Here is a 21760-nt window from a genome sequence, read left to right as displayed (position 1 = left end):
ATGAAAACGCTTGTTTATGTCGATCACGACAACGCCAATCTGGGCGATGCGACACTCGCCACCGTCACTGCCGCATCGAAGCTGGGCGAAGTGCACCTGCTGGTCGCAGGCGCTGGCTGCGCGGCGGTGGGCGAAGCGGCTGCCAAGATCGCGGGCGTGGGCAAGGTCCATGTCGCGGATGACGCGGCTTACGAACACCAGCTGGCCGAGAATGTCGCGCCGCTGATTGCGGGGCTGATGGACCACCATGACGCCGTGCTGTTCCCGGCCACGACCACCGGCAAGAACATCGCGCCGCGCGTCGCCGCGCTGCTGGATGTCATGCAGATCAGCGACATCCTCTCGGTCGAGGGCGAGAAGACCTTCACGCGTCCGATCTATGCGGGCAACGCCATCGCGACGGTGGAATCGACCGATGCGAAGCTGGTCATCACCGTGCGCGGCACCGCCTTCGACAAGGCCGAGGCCGAGGGCGGCAGCGCCGAGATCGAAGCGGTCGCATCGACCGGCGATACCGGCAAATCGAGCTTTGTCAGCGCCGAGATCGCCAAGAGCGAACGCCCGGAACTGACCAGCGCGAAGATCATCGTGTCGGGCGGCCGCGCGCTGAAGGACAGCGAGACCTTCGAAAGCCTCATCATGCCGCTGGCCGACAAGCTGGGCGCGGGCGTAGGCGCATCGCGTGCCGCCGTGGATGCGGGCTATGTCCCCAACGACTACCAGGTCGGCCAGACCGGGAAGATCGTGGCTCCGGAAGTCTATATCGCCATCGGCATCAGCGGCGCGATCCAGCACCTTGCGGGGATGAAGGATAGCAAGACTATCATCGCCATCAACAAGGACGAAGACGCACCCATCTTCCAGGTCGCAGACATCGGCCTCGTCGCGGATCTGTACAAGGCCGTGCCGGAGTTGACTGAAGGCCTATGACCACACGCGAATCCATGCCTTATGATGTCGTCATCGTCGGTGGCGGCGTTGCGGGATTGGGCGCGGCGATCCGGCTGAAGCAGATGAATGCCGAGCTTGAGGTCTGCGTGCTGGAAAAAGGGTCCGAGATCGGCGCGCATATTTTGTCGGGCGCGGTGGTGGACCCGAAGGCGCTGGACGAACTGCTGCCCGACTGGCGCGATGACGATTGCCCGATGGCTGAGACCCCGGTGACGGATAACTGGCACTGGACGCTGTCGGCCAAGGGCAAGTTCGCCATGCCGCACATCATGATGCCCCCCTTCATGTCGAACGATGGCAATTACACCGGCTCGCTGGGCAGCCTGTGCCGCTGGCTCGCTGAAAAGGCCGAAGGGCTGGGCGTGGAAATCTTCCCCGGCTTCCCCGCTGCCGAGGTGCTTTATAACGATGACGGTTCGGTCAAGGGCGTGGCGACGGGCGACATGGGCGTGGCCGCCGATGGCAGCCACAAGGCCGATTACCAGCCCGGCATGGAACTGCACGGCAAATACACGCTGTTCGCCGAAGGCGCGCGCGGTTCGCTGACCAAGCAGCTGAAGGCGAAGTTCGACCTTGAGGCGAATTGCGAACCGCAGGTCTATGGCCTTGGCATGAAGGAATTGTGGGACATCGATCCCGCCAAGCACGTGCCGGGCCGCGTGCTCCACACACAGGGCTGGCCGCTTAGCGAAAACGATGCGTGGGGCGGCGGCTTCCTCTATCACCAGGCGAACGGGCAGGTGGCCTTGGGCTTCGTGGTCGCACTGGATTACGCCAACCCGTATCTGTTCCCGTTCGAGGAATTCCAGCGCTGGAAGCAGCATCCTGAAATCCGCTCGATCCTCGAAGGCGGCAAGCGCGTGTCCTATGGCGCGCGCGTCATCAACGAAGGCGGCTGGCAGTCGGTGCCGAAGCTTACCTTCCCCGGCGGCGCGCTGATCGGGTGCAGCGCGGGCTTCGTCAACGTGCCGCGCATCAAGGGCAGCCACACCGCGATGAAATCGGGCATGCTGGCGGCCGAAGCCGTGGCCGCCGCCATCGCCTCTGACCGCGCCAATGACGAGGTCGTCGATTACGAGACGACCCTGCGTTCGAGCTGGATCGCGGACGAATTGCAGAAGGTGAAGAACGCCGAACCCGCCGTCGCCAAGTTCGGCGGCGCCTTGGGCACGGTGATCGCGGGCGCGGACATGTGGATGCGCACGCTGAAGATCGGTCTGCCGATCACCATGAAGCACCACCGCGACTGCGATCAGACGATGCGCGCCGATCTGTTCAAGCCGATCCAGTATCCCAAGCCCGATGGCGTGATCAGCTTCGACCGTCTTTCCAGCGTGTTCCTGTCGAACACCAATCATGAGGAAGACCAGCCCTGCCACCTTCAGCTCAAGGACCCGGATGTTCCGCTGAAGATCAACCTGCCGGTTTATGCAGGGCCTGCGGCCCGCTATTGCCCGGCGGGTGTCTATGAATATGTCGGCGTGGAAGAGGGCGCAGAGCCCAAATTCGTGATCAACGCGCAGAACTGCGTCCACTGCAAGACCTGCGACATCAAGGACCCAACCCAGAACATCAACTGGGTCACCCCCGAGGGCGGCGGCGGGCCCAATTATCCCAATATGTGAGCGGGCGGCACTCGCTGGACGTAGTCAGCGGACGTAAAGTCCGCCGTTCATGTCCAGCGTTGCCCCGACGAAAAAACCGCCGCGGTCTGATGCCAGCAGGGCCGTCGCTGCGGCAATCTCGCTGACCTCCATGAAGCGACCGATCGGGACCTTGCCTTCCACCATGGCGATCTGTTCGTCCGACAAACGAGCCTTCGCCGTGGCGATGGGGCCGGGGGAAATCGCATTCACCGTGATCCCTTGGTCGGCCAGCAATTGTGCGAAATATTTCGTCAGCATGATCGCGCCGGCCTTGGATGAGGCATAATGCGGCGAAGCAACCGTGCCGCCGTTTTGCCCTGCCAATGAGGTGATATTGACGATCCGGCCATAGCCGTTTTCCGCCATGTGATCCTTGAAGACCTGGCAGCCCAGAAAAACGCTGCGCATGTTGATGGCGACGATCTCGTCGAATTCCTCTGGCGTGATGTCGTCAACCGGTGTGCGCTTTGCAAAGCCGGCATTGTTCACCAGAATATCGACCTTGCTCCATTTGGCGATGACGGCATCGCGTCCGGCAATGAAATCATCCTTGCTGCGTACGTCGAGCGATACCACCATAACGCTCTCGCCCGAAGGGTCGAGGGACCCGGCGACGGCCGAAGCCGCCGCCAGGTCGATATCGCAGATCGCAACATTTCCTCCCCCCTCGTGTATTTCGCGGCAGATGGCCTCGCCAACGCCCTTGGCGCCGCCGGTAACCATTGCAGTCCGCCCTTCGAAAGAGAAGGAGCCGGGCCGGGGGATTTCGGTAAGGGTCATGTCGCGCTCCAGTTCCTTGACTTAGTACTTGTAGCCCAGCGTCAGGCCATAGGTGCGCGGGGTGTTAGTGAAGATTTTCCAATAACGGGTCTGCCCCGTCGGCACGACGAGGAAGGCCGTAATGTCGTCGGCATGCATGATCTGGTAATTGTTGGTAAGATTCTTGCCCCACAGGCCCAGATTCCAGTGACCGTCGGCACTCTCGTAGTTGAGACGCGCGTTGAGCGTGCGCCCGCGCGTGTCATTATAGAGGTTCTGCCAGGTCGAGAGGTTGTTCGCGTCGTCGGTCGAGATGCGCGAGGAATAGTTGAATTCCACCTGCGGCGTGAGGATCGCGCCATTGGGCAGATAGGCATCATATTTGGCGCGCGCCAGGAACGAGTGCTTAGGCGCATATTTCGCGGGATTGCCCGAATAGTCGACATCGACCAGCGGGTCGTACAGCGAGGTATATTCGCCATCGAGGTAGGTGTAATTGAAAGTGAACTGAGACCCGGCACCGGACGCAGCTTCGATTCAAGTTCCATGCCCTGCATCTTCAGCGTGCCGTTAAACGTGTGCGCCACGCCGCCTGCGCCCGAGAAGTTCTGCAAGTCCTTCGTTTTCTGGTCGAACAGCGCGACATTAAGGTCGAGCATATTGCCGAACAGCCGGGTCTTGGCGCCGATTTCGTAGTTGCGGGCCTTTTCTGGATCGAGCGGGATGGTCGGGTTCAGATAGGCGTTGTCGACAAAGCCGCCCGATTTGAAGCCCTTGGCATAGGTTGCATACAGGTTTACGCCATCCATCGGCTCGTACTTGACGGTGAAGCGCGGGGTGAACGCGTCCCAGCTTTCACCGCCCGAGGCTTCGACGTCGCCCGGAAAGCCAAGGCCGGGGATGCCATCAGGATCGGTGGTCGAAAAGGCGCGGTAGTCGATCGACTTCTTGTCTTTCGTATAACGGCCACCGGCAATGACCGAGATCCGGTCGGTTACTTCGAAGGTCAGTTCTCCGAAGATTGCATAGGACTTGACCTTGCCGTCCTGAACGCGGGTGATGTTCGAGACATCCGGGTTGGTGCGGATGCGGCCGTCGAACACGCTTTCTGGCAGCGGGCTGTAATAGAAGATGTTCGTCGTCGAGACATCGGCGTTAAGGTAATAGACGCCCACCACATAGGACAGGCGATTGGGTGCGGACGCATAACGCAGTTCCTGCGTGAAGCTGCGATTCTTTACATCCTGCCGACGGTCGAAAACGGGCACGATCGTTCCGACGGGAATGTCGTCGTTGATCGCGTGGCTGTCGTTCATCCGATAGCCGGTGATCGCGGTCAGCGTACCGCCCATCAGGTCAAGATCACCGCGCAGGTAACCGCCCCGCAGGCGCTGCCTGTATGGTGAGGGGGCGTAGTCGTTGTTCGTCCACTCGTCATTGGTGAAATCGCCGAAGGTATCGAGCACAACCTGATCGCCGCCAATGCCCAGCTGGATCGAACCGGCATTGCCCTTGGTATAGGAATAATCCCCAGCCAGAACGATCTCGAGCGTGTCTGTCGGGGTGAACAGCAGTTTGCCGCGCATGGCATAGCCATCGGTCTCGCCGTAATTGCCGGGCTGGTTGGGGGTCTTGATCAAACCGTCGGAGCGCTCGGTCGAGAATGCAAAGCGGGCGGCCAGCTTGTCTTCCACGACGGTGCCGTTGAGGACGCCTTCGGTGCGGAAATAGCCGCCATTGCCGCCGGTGACCAGCAACGAATACTCGTCGCCGAATTCGGGGTTGTTCGTCACGACCGCGATGGCGCCACCCACGACGTTGCGGCCGAACAGCGTGCCCTGCGGCCCGCGCAGCACCTCCACACGGTTAACGTCATAGAAGTTCGCGTTCAGGTCGTTGTTGAACACGTAATAGATGTCATCCTGGAAATAGGCGACGGGCGTGTCGAGTGTCGCGGTGCGAAAGGTCGACACATTGCCGCGGATCGAAAGGATCGAAAGCGACTTGTCAGACGTGTTGACGGTGATGCCGGGAAGCTCGGTGGTAAGCGCGGTCGGGCTGAAGACCTGCTGTTCGGCAAGGTCCGCGCCGCCGAACGCAGCGATCGAGAAGGGAACGTCGCGCACAGTCGATTCGCGGCGTTGAGCGGTCACGATGATTTCCTGCGTGTCGTCCCGGCGGGCCGGTGCCTCGTTCGCCTGTTCAGAATTATCTTCACGGACCGAATCCGATGATGCAGGGGCCGATGCATCCTGCGCGAATGCAGGTGTCGTGAAGCAAGCCGCGATAGCCATACAAGACGTAAGTGTCTGACTATACTCTTTCATTTCTGGCCCTCTCTCCCTGTGACCGATCGAACGGTTGTGTTCTGGAGCGCAGAAAGAGCAATGAAGAGAAATAATAGCAATAGCATCGTCCCGATTTATGAATGGCACAACCATATTCCGATTGGGGCTGCAGCGGCAGACGATTTAGCTCGGAAATCGAAATGGCGTCCGGACATCCGGGTGCAGGCGGGGCCGACAGGGGGTCGGCCCGGGACAATGACAAAACCAGAAACTGCGAGGATCAAATGCAGACCAAGGACAGCGAAGACCTGACCCGCGTGGGCCCGGGCACCGTCATGGGCACTTTCATGCGCCAGTATTGGGTTCCGGCGTGCCTTTCATCGGAATTGGTAGCCGATGGCGATCCGGTTCGCTTGATGATCATGTGCGAAAAGCTGATCGCCTTCCGTGACAGCGAAGGCCGCGTCGGCATCATGGATCACCGCTGCCCGCACCGCTGCGCCTCGCTCTTCATCGGCCGTAACGAGGAAAGCGGCATTCGCTGCGTCTATCACGGCTGGAAATTCGACGTTAATGGCAAGTGCGTTGACATGCCGTCGGTTCCCGCCCGCATGGACTTCAAGGAACGCGTCCACGCCAAGGCCTACAAGACCTATGAGGCGAATGGACTGATCTGGGTGTACATGGGTGCCGATCAGGACAATCCTCCGCCGCACCCGCAGATCGAGGCTGCGATGCATCCCGATGCCGAGATCTGGTGCCTGCAGCGCGACTGCAACTGGCTCCAGGCGCTGGAAGGCGACATCGACACCAGCCATGTCGGCTTCCTCCACGTCGGTTCCTTGAAGGCCGAGGATCTGGACGAGGATCACCCGATGCGTCCGACCGTCCTCAACCGCGCGCCGGATTATGAAGTCGCGCAGTCCGACTGGGGCGTGATGTATGGCGGCTATCGTCCGAACGACGACGGGCAGATGTCATGGCGCGTGGCGCATTACATGTTCCCGTTCTGGACGCAGACACCCAATAATCGCTTTGCCACCCGCGCCATCGCCCGCGCTTGGGTTCCGATCGACGATGAACACTCGATGCTGTTCGACATCACCTGCGGCAGCGATGCGGGCAACCCTGCCTATACCTCGACGCTGAAGGACGGCACGCCGCTGTTCGACGTGATCAGCTATGCGCCCAACACCACCGACTGGTACGGCCGCTGGCGCTCGACCGACAGCGAAACGAACGATTGGGCGATCGACCGCGATTCCCAGCGCAACGGCACCCAGTTCACCGGCATTCCGAACATCACCATGCAGGATCAGGCCGTGACCGAGAGCATGGGGCCGATCACCGACCACAGTTTCGAGAACCTGGCCCCAACCGACCAGATGATCGCGCGTGTCCGTCACCGGGTTTTGATGGCCGCGCGCGCCGTGGCCGAAGGCAAGGCGCCCGCACCCGGCGCGCAGGAACCGGAAGTGTTCTACAATGCGAGAGCCGGTTCCTTCCTGCATAACCCCGATGACAGCCTTGCCGGTGCCTATGAAACCGCGCTGTCCAAGGCAACGCGCTGGGGCAAGGAGGTCGAGGCAGCCGAATAAGGCCCCACGGCTTCGGCTCCAGTTTCCGGCCAGTAATTTTTCAGGGCCGGTGTTCAAGGTTCGTCGTTTCAGGAGAGAACGATGCGAGATGTAGAGGAGATGCAATACGCGGGCGAGGTCGAGACCCCCGAGATCGACGACACGCCTGCGTATGGGCAAGGAAGTACCATGAAAGCCAGAATCAAGAAGATCGAATGGGAAGCGGACGGGATCAACTCCTACTTCCTGACCGCGCTCGACGGGCAGGACATGCCCGCATTCGAACCGGGCGCCCATGTCGATGTCCAGCTCAAGCCGGGTCTGACCCGCAGCTACTCGCTGGTCAACGATCCGAAAGAACGCCGCTATTACGAGATCGCGGTGCACCATGCGATCGACAGCCGCGGTGGATCGCGCCACATTCACGAGGTGTGGCGCGTGGGCGAAATCGTCGAGATTTCGGCGCCGAAGAACAATTTCCCGATGAACGAAGACGCCGCGCATACCGTGCTGATCGCGGGCGGCATCGGCGTTACCCCGATGCTGCCGATGATTGCGCGGCTTGAGGATCTGGGAAAGAGCTGGGAGCTGCATTACGTCGCCGCCACGCCCGAGCGTGCCGCCTATGTCGAGCGGATTGCTGCTTTTCCCAATGCGAAGATCGTGTTCGACGGGATCGAGGGCGGGGCAAAGCTCGACCTTGCAGGACTGAGCGAAAGCGCGCCCGGCGATGCCCATCTGTATTGCTGCGGTCCGGGCGGGATGCTGGATGCCTTCGTCGCGCTTAACAAGGGGCGTCCATCCGAGAATGTCCATATCGAGTATTTCTCGGCTGAGACCGAAATTGCGACCGATGGCGGCTATGCGCTGGAACTGACGCGCAGCGGCAAGACGATTACCGTGGCCGAAGGCGAGACCATGCTCGATGCGCTGCTGACCGCGGGTGTCGATATCGGCTTTGCCTGTTCGGAAGGCGTGTGCGGTACCTGCCAGGTCAAGGTGCTGGACGGCGTACCCGATCACCGCGACCACTTCCTGACCGACGCGGAGAAGGCGGCGAACACTTCGGTGATGGTCTGCTGTTCCGGCTCGTGCTCATCGAAACTGGTGCTCGACATTTAACAGAGCATCGATTCCGGTTTGATAGAGCCGCACCGCGGCCGGCCGGTTCCAACCCAGGAGAGAGGATTTTGGCAGTTTCGCTGAGCAGCAATCAGCAGGGCGGTTTTCTCGATGCCCTGCCGCTGTCCTATTACCAGATATGGTCGGTGCTGATGATCGCGGCGACCGTCGTGCTCGACGGGCTCGACAACCAGATGCTGGGCCTTGCCGCCCCATCGCTGATCGCCGAATGGGACATCAGCCGTGATACGCTGGGCATGGTCTTCGCGCTGGGCTTTGTGGGCATGGCGATCGGCACGCTGGTATCGGGCGTGATCGGCGATCTGGTCGGCAGGCGCGGTGCCCTGCTGATCGGTGTGGCTCTGTTCGGCATCGCCACCTTGCTGACTGGATTTTCCACCGCGCTATGGCAGGTTGCCGTGCTCAAGTTTCTTGCTGGCGCAGGGCTGGGCGGCGTGCCCGGGACGGCGTCTGCCATGATCGCGGAATTCACGCCTGCACGCTGGCGCAGCCAGGCGGTGACTTTCGGTGTTGTCTGCGTATCGATCGGCGGCGTGCTGGGCGGTCTGGCGGCGGCGGCGATCCTGCCTTCGCTGGGCTGGCGCTGGCTGTTCTATCTGGGCGGCGCGATCACCATTGCCTTCGTTCTCTATCTTCTGGTGGTCCTTCCCGAAACTCCGCAATATCTGCTGGATAGCGGCAAGCGCCGGGCCGAATTCGAAAAGGTGATGACGCGCATCGGCCATCCCGATCCCGCTTCGCTAAAGGCGCAGGGCGCGGGCGGAGAGGTTGAGAAAATGCCGTTTTCCGCGCTGTTCGGCGCGGCGCATCTGCGCGATACGCTCGCACTCGCGCTGGCGATGTTTTCGGGCATGTTCATGATCTACCTGATGTTCAACTGGGCCCCCACCATGCTGACGACCAGCGGCTATGACCTGAAACTGGCCAGCCTTGGCCTGACCAGTTTCAACATGGGCGGGGTGATCGGCGCGATGCTGGCATCTTTCGCCATCATCAAGCTGGGTTCGCGCATTACGCTTGTCACCATGGCGCTTGTCGGCACGCTGGTGTGCGCCGCGCTTGCCACCATGCCGATGGGAGAAGGTGGTAACGAAAATGTGATGCTGGGTCTGCTGGTCGCCATGGGCCTGTTCGCCAGTGCAGCGCAATCGGCCATGTTCGCCGTGGGCGCACATGCGTTTCCCACCGGCGTCAGGGCGCGCGGGCTTGGCACCATGGGCGTGTCCGGGCGCGCAGGCGCCATTGTCAGCGCGGTGGCCGGCGCATGGCTTATCGGCGGCGGCGCACAGATGTTCTTCGGCGCGCTGGCCGTGCTGATGCTGGTCAATGCGATCGGGTTTCTGATCGTGCGAAGCCATATTCCGCGGCTTGACCGCATTCAGGAGAGACCTGCGTGATGGACAGTTTCGATTATATCGTCATCGGTTCGGGTCCTGGTGGCAGCGTTCTGGCCAACCGCCTGTCTGCCGATCCTGCCATATCGGTGGCCCTGATCGAGGCTGGACCGTCCGATCGCAAATGGCCGGTCAATATCAAGACGATCATGCCTGTCGGCAATATCTTCCTGATCCCGCATGCCCGTTACAACTGGCAGCAGCAGTTGACGGGCGGCGATGCCATCGACGGGCGCGTCATCGGCTTTCCGCGCGGCAAGCTTTTCGGCGGGTGCAGCGCGATCAATGGCGGCGTCTATATTCGCGGGCAGGAAGAAGATTACGCCGGCTGGGTGCAGGCGGGCAATCCCGGCTGGGGCTGGGACGACGTGCTTCCCGTATTCAAGCGGCTTGAAAACTACCACGGCCCTGACAAGCCTTGGCACGGCAAGGGTGCGGAACTGGATGTCGAGAAACCGGCATCGTTCAACCCGATCACCACCGCGATCATCGACGCCGCGGTCGAAGCCGGGCATCACCACAACGAGGATTTCGCGGCCGAGCGCAAGGATGGCTTTGGGCGCTATGACCTCAATCAGCGGCGCGGCACGCGGCTTTCGGCAGCCCGCGCTTTCCTGCATCCGGCACTTGGGCGATCAAACCTCAGCGTGTTCGATGAAACGCTGGTGCGGCGCATCATCATAGAAGATGGCCGCGCCACCGGGGTCGAGGTCGAGCGTGCAGGCAAGCGCGAGATCATGACGGCCAAGAATGAAGTGCTGGTCAGCGCGGGTGCGACCAATTCGCCGCAATTGCTGATGCTTTCCGGCATCGGCGACAGGGATGCGCTTTCCTTGGTGGGTGTCGACCCGGTTCACCATCTTCCAGGGGTCGGCGCACATCTGCAGGACCATCCTACGGTCCACATCTCGGTCGAAAATCCCACAGGGGAATCCTATGCCAATTCGCGTTCGGCATTGCTCCGTAACGCTTTCGCGCCGTTCAAATATGCTTTGAAACGCGAAGGCATGTTCGCTTCAAACGTGGCGGAGTGCGGTGGCTTCGTCTGCACCGATGGCAGCGGCAGGCCCGATATCCAGATGACCTTCCTGGTCGGGCTTAAGGGCAATGCCCGCGTGGTGCCCAGCGACCATGGCTTCATGGCGCTGATCCAGCTACTTCGCCCCAATAGCGAGGGGCGCGTGCGGCTGGCCAGCAACAGGGCCGAAGACAAGCCGATCATCGAACCCAATTTCTTCGACGATCCGCGCGACATGGCAACGCTAATTGCCGGTTTCCGCGAGGCACGGCGCATTTTTTCGCAACCTGCGCTGGCCGCAATGCGTGGCAAGGAGATCGAGCCCGGGGCCGAGCATGTCAGCGACGAAGCGCTCGACAAGGCGCTGCGCAAGATCGTCAACACTGCCTATCACCCCACCGGTACCTGCAAGATGGGGCCTGCCAGCGATCCGCTAGCCGTCGTCGATGACCGGCTGAGGGTGCACGGGATCGACGGGCTGCGCGTGATCGATGCCTCGGTCATGCCCTCGATCATCAGCGGCAATACCAGCGCGCCCACGATGATGATCGCCCAGCGCGCCGCCGATTTCATTCTGGAACAGCGCAAATCGCATAATTCGCAAGCGGCCGAAACGGTCCGGGTTGCAGAAACGGAGCTTCAGTCATGAACGCAAACACGCCCATCACCTCGGTTATCGCGAAGCGCGATCAGGACATGCTGATCGGCGGCAAGCGCGTGCCCGCCGTTTCCGGCCAGCGTTTCGAAACGCGCAATCCTGCCACGGGCGAACTGCTGGCCAATGTCGCGCAGGGCGGCGCCGAAGATGTCGACCGCGCGGTGAAGGCCGCGCGAGAGGCATTGAGCGGCCCGTGGAGCCGGATGAAGCCCGCCGAGCGGCAGGCGATCATGCTGCGGCTTGCCGATCTGGTCGAAGAGAACTGGGACGAGCTTGCCATGCTCGACACGCTGGACCTTGGCGCGCCGCTATCGCGCACGCGGCTGGGCAAGGCCAGGGCGGGCGCATTGCTGCGCTATTATGCCGGGCAGGCCACGCTGATTTCGGGCGAGACGCTGTCCAATTCGGTACCCGGCGATGTGCTGAGCCATACGCTGAAAGAGCCGATCGGCGTGGTCGCCGCGATCAACCCGTGGAACGGTCCCATCGGCATGTCGGTATGGAAGTCCGGCCCTGTCCTGGCCACAGGTTGCACGCTGGTGATGAAACCTGCCGAGCAGACGCCGCTGTCGGCGCTGCGCTTTGCCGAGCTGTGCCTTGAGGCGGGCGTACCCGATGGCGTGATAAATGTCGTCACCGGCCTTGGCGATGCGGGCGCGGCGCTTTCCGCCCATCCCGATGTCGACAAGATCGCGTTCACCGGTTCGACCGGGGTGGGCCAGAAAATTATCGAGGCTGCGGCCCCGACGATGAAGCGAGTCACCGTCGAATTGGGTGGCAAATCGCCCAATATCGTCTTTGCCGATGCCGATCTCGACAAGGCGGTTCCGGCCGCGGCCAATGCGGTATTCGCCAATGCCGGGCAGATCTGCAGCGCGGGTACGCGCCTGTTCGTCCAGTCCTCGATCCACGATGAATTCATGGAGCGTCTTGTCGAACACAGCCGCACCATTCGCGTCGGCGATCCGCTCGACCCCAAAACACAGATCGGTCCGGTCGTGTCTCAGGCGCAGATGGAACGCATCCTCTCTTTCATCGACGGGGCCGAGGGTGAGGGTGCGAGCCCGCTGTTGGGCGGTGCGCGCAAGGCGGGCGAAGGATATGACGCGGGCTATTTCATCGAACCGACGATCTTCGGCAATGTGACCGACTGCATGACGATTGCGCGCGAAGAGATCTTCGGGCCGGTCCTATCGGCTTTTTCCTTCGACACGATCGATGAGGTGCTGACCCGTGCCAATGCGACAAGCTTCGGCCTTGGCAGCGGCGTGTGGACCAGCAATCTTGCCACCGCGCATAGGATGGCGCGCGGCATCAAGGCCGGTTCGGTCTGGGTCAACTGCTACCAGATGCTCGACCCTGGCGTTCCTTTCGGAGGATATAAGTTGAGTGGCTTCGGCCGCGAGTCCGGCCCGCATCACATCGAGGAATATCTCGAAACGAAGGCGGTCTGGATCAACCTCGACTGATCCGACAGGGCGCGTGGATCAGATCCACGTGCCCGTGAGATCGGGGTTGGAGGTGCGTTCGCGCGCGGCCTCTTCCAGCTTTTCGAAGAACAGGCGCTGGGTCGCCGTGGGTCTCCAGCTGCGCCGCGTGGTGATCCCCACCATGCGGCGGCTGCCTTCCAGCGGCTCGCCAATCTGCGTCAAAAGCCCACTGCGGATCTGCAGCGCGACCTGATCGGGCGATAATAGCGTCAGCAGGTTCGAGTAGGTCAGCAGGCGGCCAATGATCATCACCGATCCACATTCGATCTGTGTTTCGGGCCTTGGCCCTTCGGCAAAGAACCGTTCCCAATGTGCCCTGAGCGGTGCGTCGGCGGGCGCCACGATCCATGGATAGGACCGCAGCTGGTTCATGGTCGGCCGTTCCACCGATGCCAGCGGGTGCTGGCTGCCGGCAGCGACGACCAGAAGATCCTCCAGAAGCGGACGCTGATATAGATCGGCGATCTCGTGCGGGCGAAGTGCACCCACGATCATGTCGATGGCACCATCGCGCAGCGGCTCCACAAGCTCGCTCCAGCTGCCTTCCAGTACCTTGAACGACGCCTTTGGCACTTCCTTGGCGATATCGGCCATGGCGCGCGGCACGATATAGGGGCGAGCGAGCGGCAGCGCGCCGAAAGAGATCATTTCGCTGCGGCTGTCGCTGTCGAGCGCGAGATCGACCAGCGCCGCCTGAATTTCGGCAACGGCAAGCCGCGACCCGCGCGCAAGCTTTTTGCCTGCGGCATTCAGCCACACTGCCCGTCCGCGTCGTTCGACCAGATCGGTGCCGATGACCAGCTCCAGATCGCCCACCGCGCGATGGACAGCCGTTTGCGATATGGCAATGCTGCGCGCTGCTTCGGCAAAGCTGCCGGCATCCGCAAGCGCCAGAAAGGCGCGCAGCTGTGTCATCGTCATGAGCCGTTCGGGATTGTTGAACACATTGGTCAGGCCTTGGCCGCTATCGGCCAGATGTTTCAGCGCGGCCTCTATCCGCTCGATCACGATGCGGCCCATCGCGGTGGGGACCATGCCGCCCGAACGCCGTTCGAACAGTGTATAGCCGAATTGGCGTTCCAGCTTGGCGATGCCCTGGGTCAGGGCGGGTTGGGAAAGGTTTACCAGCGATCCTGCCGCGGTGATGCTGCCGTGTTCGTGGATGGCCAACAAGCCGCGCAGGTGCCGGATGTTGATCTCGAAGACTTCGGTCATTTCCTCAACCCGCTCTTGTTCCGGCACCTAATTATTCCGATGTGCCTCTTGATAAAACTTATAGCATTATACCTTGAGAGCGATAGGTCTCGATCTCGTCGTCCCGTAAATCCAATATGTCGTGAAGGATGGCGCCGCCATCCTCGCCGAGCGCGGGCATGTGATCGCGGGCATGGGCGACCGAAGCGGACATTTTGAAAGGAGGGTTGGTCACTTTGAACCGGCCGGCACCGTCGTCCAGCGTGGTAAAGGCCTGGCGTGCTGCCAGTTGCTCGTCCTCCATCACCTCGGTGACGTTGCGATAGACAGCGCAGGGCACGCCTTTTGCCGATAGCTGTGCTTCGGCCTGTTCCGAACTGTGCTTCACGGTCCAGCTCTCGGCTTCGGCCAGCAGTGCATCCCAGTTGCGATTGCGATCGGCATTGGTGGCAAAGCGCGGATCGTCGGCCAGATCCTCACGCTCCATTGCTTTTACCAGGCTCAGGAAATTGGCGGGGCTGGTGGGGGCGACCATGATGAAGCCGTCGGCGGTGCGCAAAGGTTTGTAAAGTGGGCGGCGGTGATCGAGAGGCTGCTGCGCGGTCTGCGTTTCATAAACCAGCATGCCGACCATCGCTTCCAGCATGGACACATCGATGAACTGGCCCGCGCCGGTCCGTTCGCGTTGGAAAAGCGCGGTCTGGATCGCGCCAAAAGCGTGGGTGCCACCAAGAACGTCAGCGATGAAGATGCCGCTGGTTGCCGGCTTCTCCGCATTGTCCTGATATTCAAGATTGGTCATGTCGAATCCGCTGCTGGCATGGATGACCGGCGCATAGGCGGGGGAATGGGCCTTGGGCCCTTGCTGGCCATAGCCCGAGATCGAGCAGTAGATCAGGCGCGGATTGGTTTTGGCCAGCGCTTCATAATCAAGGCCAAAACGCGCCATCACGCCGGGACGGAAATTCTCGACCACGATGTCACACTGGCTGGCCAGCTTGCGGATGGTCTCCTGCATGGCAGGGTTCTTCAGGTCGCAGGCAAGACTGCGCTTGCCGGCGTTGAGCTGTGCGAAATAGCGGCTCTTGCCATCGCGTAGCGGCGGGCGGGCGCGGACCTGATCGCCGCCCTTCATCGTCTCGACCTTGATGACCTCGGCGCCAAGATCGGCCAGCATGCGCGTGGCGAACGGACCCGCCATCACCGCCGTGAAATCCAGCACCCTGATCCCGTCCAAGGCACCTGCCATTTGTTCGTCCACACCGCTCTCCAAGATCTTTAAAGGTATAATGGTTCTACCTATAAAAATCGAGCGCAGAAAAGCAAGGGGCTCTGCCGGCTATCACGGTGGCAAAGCGAACAATTAACGCGCCGCCTTTTCCTGCATGTGCCGGTGGATACGGTCGAGGTGAGCCGTCATTTCTGCCACGGCTGCATCGCAATTCCGCTCTCGCAAGGCTGTGACAAGACGGTGGCGGGAATCGATCAATGTTTCCTGCAATGTCTGGTAATTCGGCCCTGCCACAAAGCCCTGTAGGATTGAGGACAAGGCCCCGACGAACAGCGCATAGATGCGGTTTCCCGTCGCTTCGGCCAGTGCCTGATAGAATTCGACCGCGCAGCGATAGCGGGCTTCGACATCTGTTTCGATACGGGTCTGCTCCACGATGGCGGCCAAGCGATCGAATTGGGCGTCGGTCCCGCGTTCGCACGCAAGGCGAACGACAGTGGCTTGAATGCTGAGACGCGCTTCGGTCAATTCGTCGAGCGAGACTTTGCCGAGATGGACGAAGTCCTGCATCGCCTGCGCGACATGTTCATTTTCCGCTGGCTGGATGAAGGCGCCGCCCTTCACGCCCTTTTCGTTGCGGATGATACCCGACATCTCAAGGCTTCGCAGCGCCTCGCGCACCGCGTTGCGGCTGATCTGGAAGCGGACGGCCAGTTCGCGTTCGGCCGGAAGCTTGTCACCTGCCTTTAACGTGCCATCGGCGACCATCTGGCGCACCTGATCGCATACCGCTTCGAATGCGCGCTGCGTCTTGATGGGTTTGAAGCCCCTCTTGCTTTCGCTTCCTGCCGGTTTTGCCATGATCATGTTTTGCCAGTCGCTCTTGTTTTCCAGCTATCGGTATTGCCCGTTTCGCGTGCTGACAAGTGCTGGCCCAATGGTCCGACCTCTTGCCAACAGGCTATCCGGTCCGGATCGGATCGATCGACCTTGATCTGGCGCAAAGGTGGCTGCCTGCCGGTGCACGGGCATCTTGCGCAGTCCCGCATCGCGTGCTGTAGCCTTGGCCAATGAAAATGAAGGAACTGGAAGAAGCAACCGGCGTGAACAGGGAAACGATCCGCGTTTTCCTGCGCGAGGGTCTTGTTCCTCAACCGGAACGCAGCGGCAGGACCGTTGCCGAATACGGCGATCAGCATGTTGAAGCGATCCGCGCGGTGCGGCGGCTTCAGCGGGAGAACCGGTTCACGCTGTCCCAGATCAAGGAGCTTGTTGCCGGCAGCGGAACCAGCAAGCGGGTTGATGAGAGCGCCTTCGACGACCTGGAAACCCTGGTGGCTCACAGCGAAGCATCCGATCAGGCCCCTGTGGCCCTCGATTCTCTGGTCAAGCGTTATCCCAAGGCCCGACAGGACGCGAAGACACTGAGCGAAATCGGGATTATCGAGATTATCGAGACCGATCAGGGTGAAGCCTTGAGCCTGACCTCGGCGGAACTGGTCAGCATCTGGGGCGATATGCGCAACGCCGGTTTCAATGACACGCTCGATTATTCGCCGGACATATTGGGCTTCTATATCGAGGCTTCGGATTTCGTCGGCGCGTGGGAGGCCAAGACCTTTCTCGAACATGTCGAGGGCCGCAGGGACGTGGAGGAGGCAGCCCGCCTGGTCGAGGTGGCCTTGCCGCTCATGCTCAACTTTTTTGGCCTGATGCGCCGCCGCGCCTTTTTCCGGCATGTCGATGCGATCAGGCACGCGCGCGAAACGTCAGATAGCCGAACGCTGGATCATCGCGCGCATCGCGAACAATAATCGCGCCATTCGATTTGTCTGCGGACATTCGATTATGCGAATCAACATCCTCCGATTTCCGCCGGATTAGCCCGATCGCATCGAGTCATGCGAGTTTCCGCCAATGGTTCGACCATTTTGGCGCTTGACCCAAATCATCTCTGCAGATTACGTATATTGAATACGCAAGAGGCGGCGAAATGGCCGCGGTTCGGGAGATAGAGATGACTTCGGCAACACAGGCGACTTCGCGTCCCATTATCCCTCAGCACATCGCAGAGACCGTCATTGCGGCGAAGTCCTATGCCGATGATGCCGTGATCTATGACGCATTCAAATGGCTGCGCGAAAACATGCCGTTGGGCGTTGCCGAGTTGGAGGGGTTCGATCCGATTTGGGTCGTCACCCGCCATGCGGACATCCGCGAGGTCGAGAAAAACCCCAAGCTCTTTCACAACGCCGATTTCAACCCGATCCTGAATGACCGAGCGTCGGACGATTTCACACGTGAAATGACCGGCGGATCTGTCAGCGGTCTGGCATCGCTTACCTATATGGACCCGCCGGTTCACCAGCAATATCGTATGTTGACGGCCAACTGGTTCCTGCCGGGCAAAATCGGAAAACTCGAGGAGCAAATTCGCGTTCTGGCCAAGCGGTCGGTCGATCACTTTCTCAGCTTCGACGGAGAGTGCGATTTCGTGCGGGATTTCGCGCTGCATTACCCGCTGCGCGTGATCATGACTCTGTTCGGCGTGCCGCCTGAGGACGAGCCGAAGATGCTGAAGCTGACGCAGGAGTTTTTTGGCGGTCACGACCCTGAAGAACAGCGTGACGAAATGAAGGACGACCCCGTCGCCGCCGCCAAGATGTGGGCCGCCGCGCTCGAGGATTTTTTCCAGTATTTCGACGCACTGGCCGAAAAGCGCCGGGCCGAGCCGCAGGACGACCTTCTGACTCTGATCGCCAATTCGCGGATCAATGGCGCCCCCATCGGGCGTGACGAAGCCAATGGCTATTTCGTCGCCATCGCGACTGCGGGGCATGACACCACCTCTTCATCCGTCACGGGGGGCATGCACGGCATGATCGAGTTCCCCGAGAATTTCGAGAAGGTGAAGGCCGATCCCGCACTGATCCCCGGCCTTGTCGACGAGGCGATCCGCTGGACCAGTCCCGTAAAGCATTTCATGCGCAACGCGACGCAGGATGTGGAGATCGGCGGACAACTGATCCGATCCATGGATCGCCTGATGATGTGTTACCCATCGGGCAACCGCGACGAGGCGGTGTTCGACGATCCGGACCGCTTTGACATCACGCGCAGCCCAAACAGGCACATCGCTTTTGGATTTGGCCCGCACATGTGCCTTGGGCAGCATCTGGCCAAACTGGAAATGCGCATCCTGTTCGAAGAATTGATGCCGCACATCGCAGCGATCGAGCTGGCCGGCCCGCCCAAGCTGGTCGAGACCAATTTCGTTGGCGGTTACAAGAGCCTGCCGGTCCGCTTCCGCAAGGCCTGAGGCAGACAATACCAAAAGCAAAGGTTTGAAACGGGGACATGGTCCTGAAGGCGACCAGCCCTGCATGAACGGGAGAGGGACAATGAAGACAGCAATTATGCTTGTAGTTTCGGCATCGACGCTGGCGATTGCGGGCAATGCGGCCGCGCAGGAAGCGCAGCAGCCGGAAGAAGCCAGTGCGCAGGCCGCCGAGTCATCGCAGGGGCTGCAAGAAATCATCGTCACGGCCCAGAAACGGTCGGAATCGTTGAACGACGTACCACTCTCGATCACCGCCGCATCGGGCGACCAGCTGGCGGATCAGGGCATCACCGATGTTGCCGATCTGGTGAAGGTCGTGCCAGGCTTCACTTATACCGAAAGCGCCTATGCGACTCCGGTCTACACCCTGCGCGGTGTTGGGTTTTACGATACCAGCCTTGCGGCAAAACCCACGGTCAGCGTCTATCAGGACCAGGTCCCGATCCCCTTTTCGATCATGACGCGCGGTGCCATGCTCGATCTTGAACGGGTCGAGGTTTTGAAGGGCCCGCAGGGCACTCTGTTTGGTTCGAATGCCACCGGCGGCGCGATCAACTATATCGCGGCCAAGCCGACGGATTATCTTGAAGGCGGCCTTACTGCCACGGTCCAGAACTTTGGCGAAGTCACGGTGGGCGGCCATGTCAGCGGCCCGCTGAGCGATACGATCAAGGCGCGCATCGCGGCGCAGACCGTCCAGGGCGGGGCATGGCAGCGCAGCTATACACGCGATGATGAACTGGGCGATCAACGCTTTACGTCCGCGCGCATGCTGGTGGATTTTGAGCCGAGCGATGCGCTGCGTTTCGAGCTGAACCTCAACGGTTTCATCGATAAGAGTGACGGGCAGGCCGCGCAGCTGATCGGCGTGGTGCCGCTGGGTAATCCGGCGCGGCTCGGCGATCTCGCTACCTATCCTGTCGCGCCTGAAAACAACCGCGACGCCGACTGGACCGATACGCAGGCGCCCAAGCGCGACAACTGGTTCTATCAGGCGGCTCTGCGCGGCGATCTCGATCTTTCCAGCGCCGTGACGCTGACCTCGATCACCAGCTGGTCGGAATATTCGCATGACACCGCCATCGATCCCGATGGCGTGGCGCTTCGCGACTATTTCTACAACACCACCGGTGACATCAGCGCCTTTTCGCAGGAACTGCGTCTGCAGGGCGAGATGGGCAATCTGACATGGATCATCGGCGGAAATTACGCCCGCGAAAAGACCTATCAACAAGACGATGCCGGGCCCTATGACCAGTCGACATCGGCCTATAATTTCGTCGATTCAGGACTGGGCGGCCCGTTCTTCGTCTATAGCCAGTATGCCCGTCAGAAATTCGTGAACAAGGCGATCTTTGCCAATGTCGATTACGACATCGGCGATCTGGTCACATTGCACGGCGGCATTCGCTATACCGATACCAACATCGATTTCGCAGGCTGCACCGCCGATCGCGGCGACGCGCTGGGACAGGGGACCGAGAACCTGTTGAATTTCATCCGCTCGGGCGCGGGGCTCGATCCGATCACGATCGCCGACGACGCCTGCGTGACGATCGATTCCTCGACGCTCACCGCAGGCGAAGTGACCGGCGAGCTAGATGAAGACAATGTTTCTTGGCGCGCGGGCATCGACCTCAAGCCTTCGCCCGACGCGCTCATCTATGCCAGCGTCAGCCGCGGCTTCAAGTCGGGTAGCTTTCCGCTGCTGTCGGGCAGCGATGCCAACCAGTTCAACCCGGTCACGCAGGAATCTGTAACGGCCTATGAAATCGGAACGAAGCTGACGGTTCTGGATCGTACGGCCCAGATCAACGCGGCGGTGTTCTACTATGATTATGCCGACAAGCAGTTCAAGGGCCGCGTGGTCGCCGACCCGGATATCTTCGGCCCGCTCGAGGCACTGGTCAACGTGCCCAAGTCCGAGGTGAAGGGTGCCGAACTACAACTTGATCTGGCGCCAACCGATGGCCTGCGCTTCAGCATCGGCGCCACCTATCTCGATACCAAGATCAAGGGCAGCTTCGTCAACTACGATTCTTACGGAAACCAGGTCGATTTTGCCGGGTCGAGCTTCCCCTATACGCCCAAGTACCAGGTCCTCATGGATGGCCAGTACGAGTGGGCGGCAAGCGACAGTATCTCGCCCTATATCGGCGCGAATCTCAGCTTTCAAAGCGATTCAAAGGCCGTGCTGGGCGATGCTCGCGCAACGCCGTCCGATAATCTGACAAGCCGGGGCGGGCTGACGATCGACGATTACGTGCTGATCGATTTGCGTGCTGGCCTGAAGCTTGCCGAAAAATACAAGATCGGCGCATTCGTTCGCAATCTGACGAACGAATATTACTGGAACAATGCCACGCGGATCACCGACACGACGGTACGCTATGCGGGACGTCCGCGTACCTATGGCGTGACCGTCTCGGCAAGCTTCTGACGAGCTCTCCCCGGGACCGCGGCAATTCATGCTGGATTGCCGCGGTTCCATCCGGGTGGATGGTGCAAGGGAAGCGCATGAACTTTTTTACGGTCGGCTGTTGATTTCCACTGAGCTCGACTTTGTACGTTCATGCGGCGAAGCATAGGGCCTGCGCCATGCGGATTGCGCGGTCTGGCGGAATAAATGGCGTTTCCCGGTTTTCCGGGGAGCGTTGAGAAATGTCTTCCAGCCAAATTGCGAGGCGGACCGCGCCAATGGCATCAGTGAATGTCAGGAAGTTTTTTCGATACCAGGCGGCGGCGTATGGCGTGGCATCTTCGGTCAACAGATTACCTGCCCAGATCGAGATGAGGCTATAGAGCCCGAGCAGGGTTGGAGTGGTTCTGGCGATAGCTTTGTCGGACCACTGTCGTTGTGTCTCGACACCGAGGTGCGCACGGGTTTCCGCGAAGGTAACCTCGATCTGCCAGCGGCGAACGAACAGCGCGATGATTTCGGCGGGGTCGATGGCGGTGTCCGTGCTGAAGAAGGCTTGTGGAGTCCGTTTGCCCTCAGGGTCTCGCACAAGAACCCATCGGATCGGCAGCACCGGTGTTCCCGGCCTATACCAAAGGGCGGTTCCCGAGGC

The 21760-nt window shown here is 60.7% G+C and carries 15 protein-coding genes and 1 pseudogene; 10 read left to right on the top strand and 6 right to left on the bottom strand.

Annotated features, from left to right (window positions below; genetic code table 11):
- Both MBENS4_RS07325 and MBENS4_RS07320 read left to right on the top strand, forming a co-directional pair.
- Positions 1-930, top strand: a complete 930-nt coding sequence (locus tag MBENS4_RS07325; RefSeq protein ID WP_039391959.1) for an electron transfer flavoprotein subunit alpha/FixB family protein — start codon at positions 1-3, stop codon at positions 928-930.
- Positions 927-2576 (top strand): electron transfer flavoprotein-ubiquinone oxidoreductase, encoded by a 1650-nt coding sequence (locus tag MBENS4_RS07320; protein ID WP_039389740.1) that lies wholly within the window; start codon positions 927-929, stop codon positions 2574-2576. The genes MBENS4_RS07325 and MBENS4_RS07320 overlap by 4 nt, the downstream gene beginning before the upstream one ends.
- Before the next feature lie 24 nt (positions 2577-2600).
- Here the strand turns inward: MBENS4_RS07320 and MBENS4_RS07315 are convergent, their stop codons facing one another.
- Together MBENS4_RS07315 and MBENS4_RS07310 are read right to left on the bottom strand one after the other, a co-directional pair.
- Positions 2601-3377: an SDR family NAD(P)-dependent oxidoreductase gene (locus MBENS4_RS07315; RefSeq protein ID WP_052322086.1), complete on the bottom strand. Its 777-nt coding sequence runs from the start codon at positions 3375-3377 to the stop codon at positions 2601-2603.
- A 41-nt stretch (positions 3378-3418) separates the two neighbouring features.
- A complete protein-coding gene (locus MBENS4_RS07310; protein ID WP_206778138.1) occupies positions 3419-5650 on the bottom strand; it encodes a TonB-dependent receptor in 2232 nt (743 codons plus the stop codon).
- Positions 5651-5928: 278 nt separating this feature from the next.
- Here MBENS4_RS07310 and MBENS4_RS07305 point away from each other — a divergent pair, with 278 nt between their 5' ends.
- The 5 genes from MBENS4_RS07305 to MBENS4_RS07285 all read left to right on the top strand — a co-directional run bounded on the left by MBENS4_RS07305 (position 5929) and on the right by MBENS4_RS07285 (position 12903).
- Positions 5929-7242: a Rieske 2Fe-2S domain-containing protein gene (locus MBENS4_RS07305; protein ID WP_039389738.1), complete on the top strand. Its 1314-nt coding sequence runs from the start codon at positions 5929-5931 to the stop codon at positions 7240-7242.
- 81 nt (positions 7243-7323) lie between these two features.
- Positions 7324-8343 (top strand): PDR/VanB family oxidoreductase, encoded by a 1020-nt coding sequence (locus MBENS4_RS07300; protein ID WP_242404826.1) that lies wholly within the window; start codon positions 7324-7326, stop codon positions 8341-8343.
- A 68-nt stretch (positions 8344-8411) separates the two neighbouring features.
- The gene (locus tag MBENS4_RS07295; RefSeq protein ID WP_242404825.1) at positions 8412-9761 is read left to right on the top strand and encodes an MFS transporter; all 1350 of its coding nucleotides are present in this window, start codon (positions 8412-8414) and stop codon (positions 9759-9761) included.
- Positions 9761-11425 (top strand): GMC family oxidoreductase, encoded by a 1665-nt coding sequence (locus tag MBENS4_RS07290; protein WP_052322085.1) that lies wholly within the window; start codon positions 9761-9763, stop codon positions 11423-11425. The genes MBENS4_RS07295 and MBENS4_RS07290 overlap by 1 nt, the downstream gene beginning before the upstream one ends.
- Positions 11422-12903, top strand: coding sequence for an aldehyde dehydrogenase family protein (locus tag MBENS4_RS07285; protein ID WP_052322084.1), 1482 nt, complete (start codon positions 11422-11424; stop codon positions 12901-12903). The genes MBENS4_RS07290 and MBENS4_RS07285 overlap by 4 nt, the downstream gene beginning before the upstream one ends.
- 18 nt (positions 12904-12921) lie before the next feature.
- Here the strand turns inward: MBENS4_RS07285 and MBENS4_RS07280 are convergent, their stop codons facing one another.
- From MBENS4_RS07280 to MBENS4_RS07270, 3 genes are all read right to left on the bottom strand, one after another.
- On the bottom strand, positions 12922-14139 hold the full coding sequence (locus MBENS4_RS07280; RefSeq protein WP_039389736.1) for a LysR family transcriptional regulator: 1218 nt from the start codon (positions 14137-14139) through the stop codon (positions 12922-12924).
- Between the two features lie 58 nt (positions 14140-14197).
- Complete coding sequence (locus MBENS4_RS07275) at positions 14198-15379, bottom strand: CaiB/BaiF CoA transferase family protein (RefSeq protein WP_242404824.1); 1182 nt, start codon at positions 15377-15379, stop codon at positions 14198-14200.
- A 102-nt stretch (positions 15380-15481) separates the two neighbouring features.
- Positions 15482-16216 (bottom strand): FadR/GntR family transcriptional regulator, encoded by a 735-nt coding sequence (locus MBENS4_RS07270; protein ID WP_242404823.1) that lies wholly within the window; start codon positions 16214-16216, stop codon positions 15482-15484.
- 209 nt (positions 16217-16425) lie between these two features.
- Here MBENS4_RS07270 and MBENS4_RS07265 point away from each other — a divergent pair, with 209 nt between their 5' ends.
- The 3 genes from MBENS4_RS07265 to MBENS4_RS07255 all read left to right on the top strand — a co-directional run bounded on the left by MBENS4_RS07265 (position 16426) and on the right by MBENS4_RS07255 (position 21129).
- On the top strand, positions 16426-17163 hold the full coding sequence (locus tag MBENS4_RS07265) for a MerR family transcriptional regulator (protein WP_199904348.1): 738 nt from the start codon (positions 16426-16428) through the stop codon (positions 17161-17163).
- A gap of 203 nt (positions 17164-17366) precedes the next feature.
- Positions 17367-18668 (top strand): cytochrome P450, encoded by a 1302-nt coding sequence (locus tag MBENS4_RS07260; protein WP_039389732.1) that lies wholly within the window; start codon positions 17367-17369, stop codon positions 18666-18668.
- A gap of 82 nt (positions 18669-18750) precedes the next feature.
- A complete protein-coding gene (locus tag MBENS4_RS07255; RefSeq protein ID WP_039389730.1) occupies positions 18751-21129 on the top strand; it encodes a TonB-dependent receptor in 2379 nt (792 codons plus the stop codon).
- Between the two features lie 130 nt (positions 21130-21259).
- Here MBENS4_RS07255 and MBENS4_RS25720 read toward each other — a convergent pair.
- Positions 21260-21760: pseudogene (locus MBENS4_RS25720) on the bottom strand (IS701 family transposase); the annotation flags it as partial.

This window comes from Novosphingobium sp. MBES04 (assembly GCF_000813185.1).
Classification (GTDB): Bacteria; Pseudomonadota; Alphaproteobacteria; order Sphingomonadales; family Sphingomonadaceae; genus Novosphingobium; species Novosphingobium decolorationis.
The sequence above is the reverse complement of the archived record's forward strand: the minus strand, read 5'-3'. Positions and strand labels throughout refer to the sequence as shown.

Coding starts and splice junctions, on each gene's coding strand:
- MBENS4_RS07325 (WP_039391959.1), top strand. CDS start 1: ATGAAAACGCTTGTTTATGTCGATCACGACAACGCCAATCTGGGCGAT.
- MBENS4_RS07320 (WP_039389740.1), top strand. CDS start 927: ATGACCACACGCGAATCCATGCCTTATGATGTCGTCATCGTCGGTGGC.
- MBENS4_RS07315 (WP_052322086.1), bottom strand. CDS start 3,377: ATGACCCTTACCGAAATCCCCCGGCCCGGCTCCTTCTCTTTCGAAGGG.
- MBENS4_RS07310 (WP_206778138.1), bottom strand. CDS start 5,650: ATGGCTATCGCGGCTTGCTTCACGACACCTGCATTCGCGCAGGATGCA.
- MBENS4_RS07305 (WP_039389738.1), top strand. CDS start 5,929: ATGCAGACCAAGGACAGCGAAGACCTGACCCGCGTGGGCCCGGGCACC.
- MBENS4_RS07300 (WP_242404826.1), top strand. CDS start 7,324: ATGCGAGATGTAGAGGAGATGCAATACGCGGGCGAGGTCGAGACCCCC.
- MBENS4_RS07290 (WP_052322085.1), top strand. CDS start 9,761: ATGGACAGTTTCGATTATATCGTCATCGGTTCGGGTCCTGGTGGCAGC.
- MBENS4_RS07285 (WP_052322084.1), top strand. CDS start 11,422: ATGAACGCAAACACGCCCATCACCTCGGTTATCGCGAAGCGCGATCAG.
- MBENS4_RS07280 (WP_039389736.1), bottom strand. CDS start 14,139: ATGACCGAAGTCTTCGAGATCAACATCCGGCACCTGCGCGGCTTGTTG.
- MBENS4_RS07270 (WP_242404823.1), bottom strand. CDS start 16,216: ATGATCATGGCAAAACCGGCAGGAAGCGAAAGCAAGAGGGGCTTCAAA.
- MBENS4_RS07265 (WP_199904348.1), top strand. CDS start 16,426: ATGAAGGAACTGGAAGAAGCAACCGGCGTGAACAGGGAAACGATCCGC.
- MBENS4_RS07260 (WP_039389732.1), top strand. CDS start 17,367: ATGACTTCGGCAACACAGGCGACTTCGCGTCCCATTATCCCTCAGCAC.
- MBENS4_RS07255 (WP_039389730.1), top strand. CDS start 18,751: ATGAAGACAGCAATTATGCTTGTAGTTTCGGCATCGACGCTGGCGATT.